This is a genomic window from Pseudomonas sp. LBUM1664, from assembly GCF_059695895.1.
Map to the genome: position 1 here is coordinate 5,853,719 of NZ_CP166791.1, position 12,845 is coordinate 5,866,563.

10 protein-coding genes are annotated in these 12,845 nt (G+C 59.3%); all 10 read left to right on the top strand.

Annotated elements, in window-relative coordinates; all coding sequences use genetic code 11:
• Positions 1–9 precede the first annotated feature (9 nt).
• The 10 genes from ACA047_RS27200 to ACA047_RS27245 all read left to right on the top strand — a co-directional run bounded on the left by ACA047_RS27200 (position 10) and on the right by ACA047_RS27245 (position 12,813).
• On the top strand, positions 10–738 hold the full coding sequence (locus ACA047_RS27200) for a class I SAM-dependent methyltransferase (protein ID WP_497354720.1): 729 nt from the start codon (positions 10–12) through the stop codon (positions 736–738).
• Positions 735–1,217, top strand: coding sequence for a DUF3261 domain-containing protein (locus ACA047_RS27205; RefSeq protein ID WP_497354722.1), 483 nt, complete (start codon positions 735–737; stop codon positions 1,215–1,217). The genes ACA047_RS27200 and ACA047_RS27205 overlap by 4 nt, the downstream gene beginning before the upstream one ends.
• Positions 1,214–2,410, top strand: a complete 1,197-nt coding sequence (locus ACA047_RS27210; protein ID WP_497354724.1) for a beta-ketoacyl-[acyl-carrier-protein] synthase family protein — start codon at positions 1,214–1,216, stop codon at positions 2,408–2,410. The genes ACA047_RS27205 and ACA047_RS27210 overlap by 4 nt, the downstream gene beginning before the upstream one ends.
• Complete coding sequence (locus tag ACA047_RS27215; protein WP_497354726.1) at positions 2,407–2,874, top strand: hotdog family protein; 468 nt, start codon at positions 2,407–2,409, stop codon at positions 2,872–2,874. The genes ACA047_RS27210 and ACA047_RS27215 overlap by 4 nt, the downstream gene beginning before the upstream one ends.
• Positions 2,871–3,599 carry a 3-oxoacyl-ACP reductase FabG gene (gene fabG, locus ACA047_RS27220; protein ID WP_497354728.1) on the top strand — a complete coding sequence of 243 codons (729 nt, stop codon included), beginning with the start codon at positions 2,871–2,873 and terminating at the stop codon, positions 3,597–3,599. Before ACA047_RS27215 ends, fabG begins: the two co-directional genes overlap by 4 nt.
• Positions 3,599–4,825, top strand: a complete 1,227-nt coding sequence (locus ACA047_RS27225; RefSeq protein WP_497354730.1) for a beta-ketoacyl-ACP synthase — start codon at positions 3,599–3,601, stop codon at positions 4,823–4,825. Before fabG ends, ACA047_RS27225 begins: the two co-directional genes overlap by 1 nt.
• Positions 4,826–4,867: 42 nt before the next feature.
• A complete protein-coding gene (locus ACA047_RS27230) occupies positions 4,868–5,314 on the top strand; it encodes an excinuclease (RefSeq protein ID WP_497354732.1) in 447 nt (148 codons plus the stop codon).
• A gap of 171 nt (positions 5,315–5,485) precedes the next feature.
• Complete coding sequence (locus ACA047_RS27235; protein ID WP_497354734.1) at positions 5,486–11,536, top strand: M3 family metallopeptidase; 6,051 nt, start codon at positions 5,486–5,488, stop codon at positions 11,534–11,536.
• 116 nt (positions 11,537–11,652) lie between these two features.
• The gene (gene queC / locus ACA047_RS27240; RefSeq protein ID WP_497360566.1) at positions 11,653–12,348 is read left to right on the top strand and encodes a 7-cyano-7-deazaguanine synthase QueC; all 696 of its coding nucleotides are present in this window, start codon (positions 11,653–11,655) and stop codon (positions 12,346–12,348) included.
• A 210-nt stretch (positions 12,349–12,558) separates the two neighbouring features.
• Complete coding sequence (locus tag ACA047_RS27245) at positions 12,559–12,813, top strand: hypothetical protein (protein ID WP_497354736.1); 255 nt, start codon at positions 12,559–12,561, stop codon at positions 12,811–12,813.
• Positions 12,814–12,845: the final 32 nt, after the last annotated feature.

A 12,845-nucleotide genomic window follows, 5' to 3' on the forward strand; every position in this document is an offset into this window, starting at 1 on the left:
TAAGCAGCCATGAGCTACCTGAGCGACAACTACGTCGAAGAAACCCGCTTCGGCTTCTGGTTCCTGCGCAGTCATACCTGGCAGCACCATGTGTTGCGGGTGGCGATCAATGACCTGCGCAGCCTGTTCAGCGACCCGCTGCCGGCCAACCCGGTGTTGCTGGACGCCGGTTGCGGCCAGGGCAAGTCGTTCCAGTACCTGCGCCAGGTGTTCGCGCCGCAACACCTGATCGGGGTGGACGCAGATCCCCACAGCTTGAACCTGAGCTTGGATGAAGCCGCACGCCAGGGCATGACCGTGGAACTGATCGGCAGCGACTGCGCGACGTTGGCGGTGCCGGATGCCAGCGTCGATCTGTTGTTCTGCCACCAGACCTTCCATCACCTGGTGGAGCAGGAAAAAGCCCTTGCCGAGTTTTATCGCGTACTCAAGCCCGGCGGTTACCTGATGTTTGCCGAATCCACCGAGGCCTACATCGATACCTGGGTGATCCGCTGGCTGTTCCGTCATCCCATGCACGTGCAGAAAAGCGCCGCGCAGTACCTGCAGATGATCGGCAACCAGGGGTTCCAGTTCGAGGCCGGCAACGTGTCCTATCCGTACCTGTGGTGGAGCCGCGCCAAGGATTTCGGCCTGCTGGAGCGCTTTGGCCTGCGCCGCCCCAAGCCATTCGGCGAGCGAGAGGAAACCCTGGTCAATGTGGTGGCCCGCAAACCCGTCGAAGGAGCAGCCGGATGATTCGTGCCCTGCTTCTCGGCTGCCTGTTGCTGCTCAGTGCCTGCGCCAGTCACGCGCCGCTGCCCGAGCGCACACCGACCCTGGCACTGCCGCTGCAATTGCACATCGAGCGGCAATTGGCCGGGCAACGCCAGGATTGGCTGCTGGTGATCCAACGCGAGGACGCCGGCATCCGTTGGTCGATGATGGACCCGCTGGGCATTCCCGTGGCCCGTCAACGCCTGGTTGACGGCCAGTGGCAGGCCGACGGCCTGCTGCCCCCCAATGCCGAAGCCCGGGAGTTGTTCGCCGCGCTGTTGTTCGCCCTGACACCCGACGCCGAACTGCGCGGCAATTACCCGGCCGCCCGGCAACAGGAGGCGCAACGAACGTTCGATGCTCGATGGCAGGTGCGCTACCAGCGGCCGCTGGATTTTGAACTGAGCCTGCCCCAAGGCCCGCACTACCGCATCACACCGTTAACCGAGAGCGCTCCATGACCGCCTATTTGAATGCCCTCGGGGTAATCTGCGCCTTGGGCCGCGACAAACACATCGTTGCGCGCAACCTTTTTGCCGGCGATTGCTCGGGCCTGCGCGTGGAGAATGGCTGGGTGGCTGAGCGTGCGTTGCCGGTGGCCTCGGTGTCGGGTGAACTGGCCCCCATTCCCGAAGCCCTGGCGGCGCAACGCAGCCGCAACAATCAATTGCTGCTGGAGGCCGGGTTGCAGATCCGCGTCGAGATCGACCGGGCCATTCAGGCCTACGGGCGCACGCGCATTGGCATCGTACTGGGCACCAGTACCTCGGGCATCGATGAGGCCAGCCATGGCATTGCCCATTACCTGCGCGAACAGCACTTCCCCGACGGTTACGACTACCAGCAACAGGAACTCAGCGCGCCGGCCAATTTTCTCTCCGACTGGCTCGACCTGAGCGGCCCCTCCTATGTGATTTCCACTGCCTGCACATCCAGCGCCCGCGCCTTGATGAGCGCCCGGCGCCTGCTGGAGCTGGGCCTGTGCGACGCGGTGCTGTGTGGCGGTGTGGACAGCCTGTGCAAGCTGACCCTCAATGGCTTTTCGGCGCTGGAAGCGGTATCGACCGAACGCTGCAATCCGTTTTCGGTGAACCGCAGCGGCATCAATATCGGCGAGGCGGCGGTGCTGTTTCTCATGAGCAAGACGCCAGGAGAGGGCGCACAGATTGCCCTGCTTGGCGACGGCGCCAGTTCCGATGCCCACCATATTTCCGCCCCGGAGCCCAGCGGTCGCGGCGCTCGCCAGGCCATGGAAAAAGCCTTGCACTGCGCAGGCCTGCAAGCCAGCCAGATCGACTACCTGAACCTGCACGGCACTGCCACGCAACACAACGATGCCATGGAAAGCCACGCGGTGGCCGGGCTGTTTCCGGCAGGGGTGCCCTGCTCGTCTACCAAACCAATGACCGGCCATACCCTCGGGGCCGCCGGGGCGCTGGAAGCGGCGTTCTGCTGGTTGAGCCTGAGCGCCGAAAACGCCGCCCAGGCCCTGCCACCTCATGTCTGGGACGGCCAGGCCGATCCTGAACTGCCGGCGCTGAACTGGGTAAACGCCAGCACCCGTCTGAACCCAACATCACCTCGCCGCCTGATGAGCAATTCGTTTGCCTTCGGCGGCAACAACGTCAGCCTGATTATCGGAGACGCACCATGATTGACTGGCCGCTCGCCGAACTGCTGCCCCACGCAGGCGACATGATTCTCATCGACCGGATCCTGGCCTTCGATGACGAACAGATCCAAACCCACACCACCGTCAAACCCGGCGGTTTGTTCAGCCGCGACGATGGCGCGCTGCCGGCCTGGGTCGGCATCGAGCTGATGGCCCAGAGCGTGGCGGCGTTTGCCGGTTGTCATGCACGCCGACGTGGCGATGCCGTGGAACTGGGTTTCCTGCTCGGCACCCGCAAGTTCGAATGCAATGTCGAATATTTTCCAGCCGGCGCCGAGCTGACCATCCATGGCGTGCGTTCCCTGGAAGACGACAACGGCATGGGCGTGTTCGAATGCCACATCCATGCCCCCGGCATCCATGCCACGGCCCGGCTGAACGTATTCCGTCCGCCCCAGGCCGCCCATTACCTCCATGAACCGTCCGCAACAGGAAACCAGCCATGACTGAATCCGTACTGGTCACCGGCTCCAGCCGTGGCATCGGCCGCGCCATCGCCCTGCGCCTGGCCCAGGCCGGGCACGACATCGTGCTGCACTGCCGCAGCGGCCGTGCCGAGGCCGAAGCCGTCCAGGTCGACATCCAGGCCCTGGGCCGCAATGCCCGGGTGTTGCAATTCGACGTGGCCGATCGCGCTGCGTGCAAAGCCATTCTCGAAGCCGATGTCGAAACCCACGGTGCCTATTACGGCGTGGTGCTCAATGCCGGCCTGACCCGCGATGGCGCCTTCCCGGCCCTGAGCGAGGACGACTGGGATGAGGTGATGCGCACCAACCTCGACGGGTTCTACAACGTGCTGCACCCAGTGATGATGCCGATGATTCGTCGTCGCGCCGCCGGACGGATCGTCTGCATCACCTCGGTTTCGGGGCTGATCGGCAACCGTGGCCAGGTCAATTACAGCGCGTCGAAGGCCGGTTTGATCGGCGCGGCCAAAGCGTTGGCAATCGAGTTGGGCAAGCGCAAGATCACCGTCAATTGCGTCGCGCCAGGCCTGATCGACACCGCCATGCTCGATGAAAACGTGCCCGTGGAAGAACTGATGAAAATGATCCCCGCCCAGCGCATGGGCACCCCGGAAGAAGTGGCCAGCGCGGTGAATTTCCTGATGTCCGCCGAAGCCGGCTACATCACTCGGCAGGTCCTGGCCGTCAACGGAGGCCTGTGCTGATGAAGCGCGTTGTCGTCACCGGCATGGCCGGCATCACCTCACTGGGCAGCGACTGGGACACCATCGCCGCCAACTTCGCCGCCAACCGCAGCGGCATCCGACGCATGGCTGAGTGGGACCGTTTCACCGAACTGAACACCCGTCTGGCTGGGCCTATCGATGACTTCCTGGTCCCGGCCCACTGGACGCGCAAGCAACTGCGCAGCATGGGCCGGGTCTCGCGCCTGGCGGTGGGCGCGGCGGAGCAGGCCCTGACCGACGCGGGCCTGTTGGGCGACGAATCGATCAAGGACGGACGCATGGGCGTGGCCTGCGGTTCATCCACCGGCAGCACCGACGAGATCAAGGCGTTCGGCAACATGCTGCTCAACAGCGTGGCCGAAGGCTTGAACGCCAACTCCTATGTGCGAATGATGCCCCACACCACGGCGGCCAACATCAGCATTTTCTTCGGGCTTACCGGGCGGCTGATTCCCACCTCCAGCGCCTGTACCAGCGGCAGCCATGGCATCGGCTATGCCTACGAGGCGATCAAATTCGGTCGCCTGCCGCTGATGCTGGCCGGTGGTGCGGAAGAGCTGTGCCCGACCGAGGCAATGGTCTTCGACGCGCTCTACGCCACCAGCCTGAAAAACGATGCGCCGCAGACCAGCCCGCGCCCCTACGACAAAGACCGCGATGGCCTGGTGATCGGTGAAGGCGCCGGCATGCTGGTACTCGAAGAACTGGAGCACGCCCTGGCTCGCGGCGCGCGGATTTATGCGGAGATTGTAGGCTTTGGCAGCAACGCCGACGGCCAGCACACCACCCGCCCCGAACAACTCACCATGCGCCGGGCCATGGAACTGGCCCTGGAAGACGCAGGCCTCACGCCTGCCGCCATCGGCTACGTCAACGGCCACGGCACCGCCACCGAACAGGGCGACATCGCCGAAACCCTGGCCACCAGCAGCCTGTTTGGCGAACGCATGCCCATCAGTTCGCAGAAGAGCTTCCTTGGACACACCCTGGGTGCCTGCGGCGCGCTGGAGTCCTGGTTCAGCATCGAAATGATGAACCGCGACCTGTATGTGCACACCTTCAACCTCGACGAGGTTGACCCCCAGTGCGGCCAGCTGGATTACCTGCGCAACGAATTCCGCTCCATGAGTAACGAATACGTGATGAACAACAACTTTGCCTTCGGCGGGGTCAACACCTCGTTGATTTTCCGCCGCTGGCACTGAGCTGATTCCAGACACCCATAACCCCTGGTCAAGGAGACCATGATGCCGTTGAAGAAAATCGCCGTTACCGCCGCCCTGCTGCTCAGCGCCCTACCGAGCATCAGCCAGGCCCGTGATACCGCATTGTTCCTGCCTTTCGACAAAGTCGTCGCCGAAGCCATCCGTAGCGGAAAAATCGACGGCAGTGTGAAGTTCTACCTGGCAGGCAATAAACCGGCCGGCAACGTCACCGTGCTCAGCCCCGGTGCCGTGACCAACAAGAAAACCAATGCCTTCAACAAGTCCGATGAAGTGGCCTGCGAATGGGTGCTGCAATCGGCCCTGATCAGCCTGCACCAGGCCGCCAAAAACGCCGGCGCCAACGCCGTCACCAACATCGTCAGCTTCTACAAGAGCAACGAACGCAAGGACCCCACCACCTACGAATGCCACGCCGGCGCGATCATGGCGGGTGTTGCGTTGAAAGGGGATTTGGCGAAGGTGCAATAGGCTCGAAAAAACTGTGGGAGCGAGCGCGCTCCCGCAGGGTTTGTGGAGTCCTAACGACAGAGTCCTTTTCATACATCGCCTGCCACCGCTGCGTGCGGTATCTATGTACCACCCTCTCTTCGCTCTTCTTTAATAGGTTGTCTCTTCCGAAGGCTTTCTCAGGAAGAGAACATGCTAGAGACCAACCCATTAATATCCCCTTACGACCTACCGCCATTCTCGGCCATCCGCGCCGAGCATCTGCTGCCGGCCATTGAGAAAATCATCACCGACAGCCGCCTCAAAGTCGCCGGGATCATCACCAGCCAGACAACCGACCCAACGTGGGACGACCTGGTGCTGGGCATGGACGAAGTGAAGGCGCGGCTCGATGACACCCTCCAGGTAATCGACATCATCAGCCCCGTGATGACTCAGCAAGCGTGGGCGAACGCGGCGAAACACTGCACCAGCCTGATAACGGCTTACAAGGCGCAGCTCGCACGGAGCAATGAGTTATTTGAGTTGTATCAGAAACTTGCCAATAGCCAGATTGCGGCACTGTTTGATGAGCCTCGTCGAAGGGTCCTGGAAAAAATACTGCGTGAGTTTCGAGTGTCCGGGATACAGCTCCCTCAAAACGAACAACAACGCTTGGCTGGGTTGAACAGCGACATCCATCGACAGGAGCGCGAGTTCAAGTTACGTGTGCAGCGAGCCGGTCGCGCCTGGAGCAAACACATCGAAAAAGAGGCGCTGCTGGCGGGCCTTCCCGACTCGGTAAAACGGTCCATGGCGAACCAGGCCCGGGCAAAAAACCTGCAAGGCTGGTTATTCACCTTGAGTGAAGAGCCGTTTCGCGCCGTGATGCGCCATGCCGAACACCGTCCTTTGCGCAAAGAAATGTGGGTGGCCTACTACTCCCGAGCGTCGGGTCAGGGACTGATCGCCGATCCATTCAATAACGATGATGTATTGAAGTCGCTGCTGGAGGCTCGCCATCAAAAAGCCAGGTTACTGGGCTACGAAAACTTCGCCCAATTGGCCCTCGAGGAGCAGATGGCGGAGTCCAGCGAACAAGTATTGGCCTTTTTACGCAATGTGCTCGCAGAACAACGCAGCGGTTTTGCACGGGAGGCACAGCAACTCAAGGAGCTGGCGGCGCAGCAAGGCGTCACCCCTATGGAGCCGTGGGATTATGAATATCTGGCCGAAAAGGCCCGCCAACACACAGGTTTTTCCCAAAAAGAGCTGAGTGCGTATTTTCCGTTGGATACGGTGCTGAGCCGCCTATGCCACTTCACCCAACGGCTGTTCGGCGTCGAACTGCTTGAGCGTTCAAATTTTGATCGCTGGCACGAAGACGTGCGTCTCTTCGAGGTCAGAGAACATGACCAAACCACCGGTTATCTGTTTATCGATCCGTATCGACGTGAGGGGGACGACACAACGGCCGAGGCGTTCGGGCTGCGCAACCGCCGGGTAACCGCCGAAGGCCGACCCCGGCTACCGATCGCCGTGCTTCGCGGCAAGCTCCGCCCTGGCACCGGCAACAGCCCCTGCCTGCTCGACCATGAGCAATTGCGCACGCTGCTGGGCGAATTTGGACATTGTTTACAGCAGCTTTTAACGCAAGTGCCGTACCGAGACATTTCCGGGCTCAACGGGCTGGCGCACGACACGCGTGAGTTCATCGGCCAGGTGCTGGAACAGTGGTGTTCAAGCAAGCAATTCCTGATCTGGATGTCGAGCCACTTTCAAACCGGCGAGACGATCCCCACCGACGGGCTCGGGCAGTTAATGACTGATAGTCAGACCCAACCCAGTTGGGCGACGGCAAACGAACTGCTCACCATGCTTTTCGATTTTGAGGTGCATCGCACCCATGGCGACGGGCGTAGCGTTCAGGAGGTTTTTGACACCTTGAGTGCTGAAGTGGGACACCAGCAGTGGCCGGAAACTGTACGACCGTTCAACAGCCGTGAGTGTATGGCTTCACGTTATGCGGCCAGGGGCTATTCACAAAAATGGTCGGGTGTACTGGCGACCATCGTGTTTGAAAGATTTATCAGCAATGGCGTTTTCGACCCTGATACCGGACGGGCTTTTCGTGAGGCGTTTTTGACTCACGGTGACGCTCGCCCGTTGGTGGAATCGCTCGAAGTATTTCTGGGCACCGTCTACACCGGCGGGTTGGCGTCGCCCCCTGACGCCGACGAGCCACTGCCGGCCGACAGCACCACTACCCCAAGCGCCCTGCTGACAAACCGGTTGCTGGCTTCACAGCAACAGATGATCCGGCTCAACGACGCCCTTGCACGCCCCTCGGAAGTCGCCAGGCTGCATCTGCACTATTGGTTCCGAAGAACCTTTCCCGCGTTGGCCGGCAACATGATGGTAGAAGCGCTGTCAGTGCGCATGCTACGAAATGCACCCATGCCCCCCTCGCAGCGCACCACGCGGGCCGATACCACCACCCTGCAGGCGCTGTTCTGGCGCGCCATCGCCGGCAAGATCAATACCCGCGAACTCTTTCGAGATTTGAGCAGCATTGTCATCGTCAGTCATAAGGACAACGTCGAGACCGCACCGGCGGCCCTGAATAGCCAAGACGCGAAGAACGAAATCAAATGGCTGCTGCACACCACGTCCATGCAATATGAACCGATGCTGGTACAGGCCCTGGACAACTTCTGGGATAGACCCGCCGGCTTCAGCCAGGACCGCAACGTCAGCGACTGGCTGGCCCATGAATTCAGTACACAACTCAAGACGCAAGCCGATCTTCATAGGCTGGACACCACGTTGAGCCCGCGGCTGCACAAGGCGGTGACAGACTATGCGCTGTCGGCACCGGACGCGGCGTCCCGCGTCGGGTTGGCGGAGCATGTCCGTCCGGGGGTTTATGGCCTGAGTCTCACCCCCCAAGGGTGGGGCTTCAACGTGCCGCTGTCGGGCGTGGTTGCCTTGACGCGACATGACAACATCCACAGCCCGGGGGACGCGGTGCTGTACCGCCCGGGTCATCCACTGCAGATATACGACGACCTGACGGCGCTGACAGCGGGCCTTAAGGAGGACGGCAGCGCTGAAGATGAGGTCAACACTGCGCCAATAGCGCAGAACTTCCTGGCCGGCCTGGTCGCCGACCTGCGCACGGCGCAAAAAACAGCGGTGAGAAACGTCTTACTCAATGGCTCGGCAGGTGAAGAGGACATCACCACCTGGGTGGCCAGGATGGACGCGGCGGCGGACGTCGGCGAACGGCTGGACCTGGCGGGCGTCATGGACGAGCGCGAGTTACGGCTGAGTCGGGAAAAACTGGACCAGTGGCTGCGCGGCAATCCGCACGTCACCCGTGGCGACCGCCTGACTTGGTGGAACGTAGTGCAGGACTTGCACAAAGCCATGGCGGATGCGTCGCCACCGCCGCAGGACCCGGTCATGCTGGCTACCCCCGACGCCCTTCTGGAATGGACCCGCCTGCTGCTTGCCCGCCAGCTTGAACACAAACACCTGCGGGCCGATCCAGACCAGGTCTTTCTGAGTATCGAACGGGAAATCATCGACCCGCACGCCCCGACGGGCTCATCGCCGTTTGACTCAGGGCTCTCCCAAGGCGGGGTGAAGGGGACAGCGGTCTACCGCCAATCCATGACGCAATGGGCGATGTCCAACCTGACGCCGGACGAACGCAATGTTCGCAACCCTCTTCTGGAAGGGCCTATGAGCTATGAGCAATTCAAGGACGTCATTGAAACGGCAGACGTGGGTGCAAAGCTGCCGACCGCGCTGCAAATCACCGCCCGCAAACGACAGGCCGAATGGATGCTCCTTAAGGACAAACAGATACGGGCACAGGCATGGGCCGCCCATATTTCGGGCGACTTCAGGCACGACCGGCTCGATACCGGACTGAACCTGGTACTGGCGGCGCTGGACAGCCCCGAGCCGCAGGGGCGTCGCAAGGTCAACGGGCACGAGGTGGTGGTCCGTCAACTGCGCTGGGGCGACAGCGTGCTCAAAGAGCTATTGGCGTTCGGGGTGAGGGCACTCGCGAGCCGGCCTTCGCTGACGCTGTACACGCCGGGGGCACCGGACGGCAAGACGTTCAGGGACGTGGATGCGCAAAGCGTCCGGGGGCTCAAACCTGCCTTGGTCCAAGCGCTCACGGCCACGCCGCAGATGATCCGCTGGCTGATCTCACACCTGCCATTAACCGAACAAGCCGCGCAGCTCGATAGCCTGGCACCGACGCCGGACGACCTGACACGCGATCAGAAAATAAAAAGAGTGACGCAATCCTTCTTCGCGTGGGCGAAGGACCGGGCCCGGAATGATTTCGCGTTGAAAATCGCCTCCCCTGTCGTCAAGGACAACTTGCTGCAAGCGCTGCATGAAACCCAGATAACCCATGGGATCAGCACGGCGCAATCGCTGACCGTGTCCAACGCCGAGCGCGACAGCGGGGCAGCGCAGGAAGGGCGCAGGCGTGGGGTCTCGCTGCTGACGGGTGCCCTGTCGATATTCCCCGTGGGCCGATTGGGTGGGATCTTGGGGCGCGCGGTCCTGCCCGTGATGGCCGGCGGCGTTGCGGTGTCGGCAATAAAGGATGAGGGCGGCAGCGGCAGCCAGTGGATCGGTGATTTCATCAGCGGGTTGGGTGAGGTACTGGCGGAGGCCGGGCAAGACCTGATCATGACTCGCGCTGGACGGCATCGAAGCAAACAAAGCCCGATGCTGGCGGGCCTTCCCCGCATGCCGGATCCGGAGCTCAAGCCTTTTCGCCTCAAAGAATTCGACAGTAAAGGGCTCGTGCCCGAGGGCCGCGGCCTGTACAGGGACGCCGGTGGCTACCAATATTTGAAGTTGGAAAAGGACTACTACAAAACGACGATACAAGACGGCGAACGGATTATTTATCTGCCCAATGACCGTGCGAGCCACCGAATGATGACCTGGGAAAATGGCAAGTGGCAGCTTGAAGAACGTAGACGGCTACTGGGGGGCGGTTCTTGGTTAGGTCGATACAGTCGGGCCCTGGAAACGCCGCACAAGCATGCTTTGCTGGAAGGCGTGCTGCGATGGTCCTCTGCGAATACGACTGGGAAGGCAACGGACGTTATCAACTCGATGCCCAATGTGCTGGCCGAACGCATACTGCGTGAGAGCATGGACGACGTAGGCATTAGCGATATGAACACTTATCGCTCGAGAATAAAGACGCTGTACCCGCCACGAAACACTTCATCCAACGATCAAACGCCGCACCAAAAATTACTGCATAAATACAATGTATGGGAAGCCGTCGACGCTTGTACGAAAGATATCGAGGCCAATGTGGACGACATACATCTCACCCCCCACCAACGAATAAACATATTCGACAAAGTTATGATACTTAAAACAGAGCTTTATGATGGCGCGGGCAACTTCAAGCTCAACATGGCGTCGATAGTCGATAACTTTACCGGCGCAGTATTCATCGCGACAGCGCCTGGACAAGGGAGAAAACACGTCGCCTTGGACAAAATACAGAACGACCTTATCGAGATGATAAACATTGCCGAAAACGTCGTCCTGGACGAGTTGGAATTTTTATTACCGGGACAAGGGCGCGCCGCCAAGGAAGCGTATGTAAAATCACCCGAGCACCGTGATGAATGTAAAAAGAAAATACTGGCGGCACTCAGAAATGAGATGGAACGCAGAAGAAAACCCGGATTATTGACGGAAATCAGAAACCATAAAATCCCCTACATTATCGTCAACAAGGGCAAATCTCAGCGCAACACAATATTGATCACCGAAGACGCAGTGAAAGACTTCAGCAAAAATCTATCCAACTATAACGCGCCCGATATTGACGTCGTTACAAAACTCCCATCTAAAAAGGTGACCGGTGCCCCCCCCGTGGCCACTGACCCAAGCGCTCCACCCGTCACGTCCACCGCAACAGACACATTTACGGTAAGTACCACCCCGCTTGCTGAAATGCAGATGTCATACGACAACTTCCCCGAGGTGGCCAGAACGAAAATCACCGAAATCATGGCGGACATTCGCGCCGGCAGGACCACCACAAAAAGAATCAACAAATATTACTGGTACGACATGGCCCAACTCACCCCAGGCAGTGGCAGGGGGGCATGGCGCGCCGCGTTTGAACGCCGGGGTGATACCTGGGCACTCCAGGGTTTTTATGACTATCACACTCAAGGCACGATTGTCTGGGGAGGTTGACTGAGAGGAAAGGAACACGGTGACAATCATTTCGGAAATGTCCCACAACCGGAGCTTGAACTTCGAGCTAGGGTCAGTCTTTCAAGACCCATCGGGACCATTCCAATATGACTGAAATGCCAAAAAAAGCCGTGATCGTGTTCAGCGGCGGCCAGGATTCGACCACCTGCCTGATTCATGCGCTGCCGCAATACGATGAAATTCACTGCATTACCTTTGATTACGGCCAGCGCCATCGTGCGGAAATCGACGTAGCGCGGCAACTCGCCAAAAAGCTGGGGGTGACGGCGCATAAGGTTTGGGATGCATCGCTGCTCAATGAATTAGCCGTCAGCAGTTTGACTCGGGATAACATTCCAGCTCCATTGGCAAGCAGTGCAGGCAACGGTTTGCCAAATACCTTCGTACCCGGCCGCAATATTCTGTTTTTAACCTTGGCCTCTATTTATGCTTATCAAGTGCGCGCTGAAGCGGTTATTACCGGCGTGTGCGAAACGGATTTTTCTGGCTATCCGGATTGCCGTGATGAGTTTGTCAAAGCCATGAATAATGCCATTGAGTCTGGCATGGATTATAAGTTACGCATTGAAACGCCGCTTATGTGGCTGAATAAAGCGGAAACGTGGGCACTGGCCGATCATCATCAGCAGTTAGATTTTATTAATAGTCAAACACTGACGTGCTACAACGGCATACAGGGGAGTGGATGCGGGGGTTGTGATGCTTGTAGTCTTCGGGCTAGGGGGCTGAATGAATTCCTTGAAAATAGAACTGAAATCACCATCAACTTAAAAGCCAAATTGGCCCTATAAAAATAATAGAATCGAGTGAAATGAACTACTAACCAGTAGCTCATCCGCTCTACCTCACGCAACCTGTACTTTAACGATATACTTCTTAAATAATGACCTCATTATAAGGTATATCCAGCTTCCAACCAGATAACCCTGGAAGCCAACTGCTGGCGCTTAGCAACAGACACAAAATGTATGAGCGCTCTCAGTCACGGAGATCTTTTTTTCATGGATCGATACATGCCTGTCACCGACAACGACTGCACCATCGCATCGTTACTGATCGACACTCAAGCGCCACTGGACGTACTGCACGAAAGCGCCGCTTCGCGCATACGCGCGACCACCCAGCTCCTGGAGAGCCTGGCCTTCGAGGAAGGGGCTTACAGTGAACTGGCTCGCGTGCTGGTCATTTCATTACGCGAGGGCTGCGATTTGCTGGATGTCGTCGGCCGACGATTACAGACGCAGCTTGCAACGTGAAAAAGAAAAGGGCGCCTTTCGGCGCCCCTTCA

What these genes read in the sequence shown, in the direction of transcription:
- ACA047_RS27200 (WP_497354720.1), top strand. Translation starts at nt 10, where the DNA reads ATGAGCTACCTGAGCGACAACTACGTCGAAGAAACCCGCTTCGGCTTC.
- ACA047_RS27205 (WP_497354722.1), top strand. Translation starts at nt 735, where the DNA reads ATGATTCGTGCCCTGCTTCTCGGCTGCCTGTTGCTGCTCAGTGCCTGC.
- ACA047_RS27210 (WP_497354724.1), top strand. Translation starts at nt 1,214, where the DNA reads ATGACCGCCTATTTGAATGCCCTCGGGGTAATCTGCGCCTTGGGCCGC.
- ACA047_RS27215 (WP_497354726.1), top strand. Translation starts at nt 2,407, where the DNA reads ATGATTGACTGGCCGCTCGCCGAACTGCTGCCCCACGCAGGCGACATG.
- fabG (WP_497354728.1), top strand. Translation starts at nt 2,871, where the DNA reads ATGACTGAATCCGTACTGGTCACCGGCTCCAGCCGTGGCATCGGCCGC.
- ACA047_RS27225 (WP_497354730.1), top strand. Translation starts at nt 3,599, where the DNA reads ATGAAGCGCGTTGTCGTCACCGGCATGGCCGGCATCACCTCACTGGGC.
- ACA047_RS27230 (WP_497354732.1), top strand. Translation starts at nt 4,868, where the DNA reads ATGCCGTTGAAGAAAATCGCCGTTACCGCCGCCCTGCTGCTCAGCGCC.
- ACA047_RS27235 (WP_497354734.1), top strand. Translation starts at nt 5,486, where the DNA reads ATGCTAGAGACCAACCCATTAATATCCCCTTACGACCTACCGCCATTC.
- queC (WP_497360566.1), top strand. Translation starts at nt 11,653, where the DNA reads ATGCCAAAAAAAGCCGTGATCGTGTTCAGCGGCGGCCAGGATTCGACC.
- ACA047_RS27245 (WP_497354736.1), top strand. Translation starts at nt 12,559, where the DNA reads ATGGATCGATACATGCCTGTCACCGACAACGACTGCACCATCGCATCG.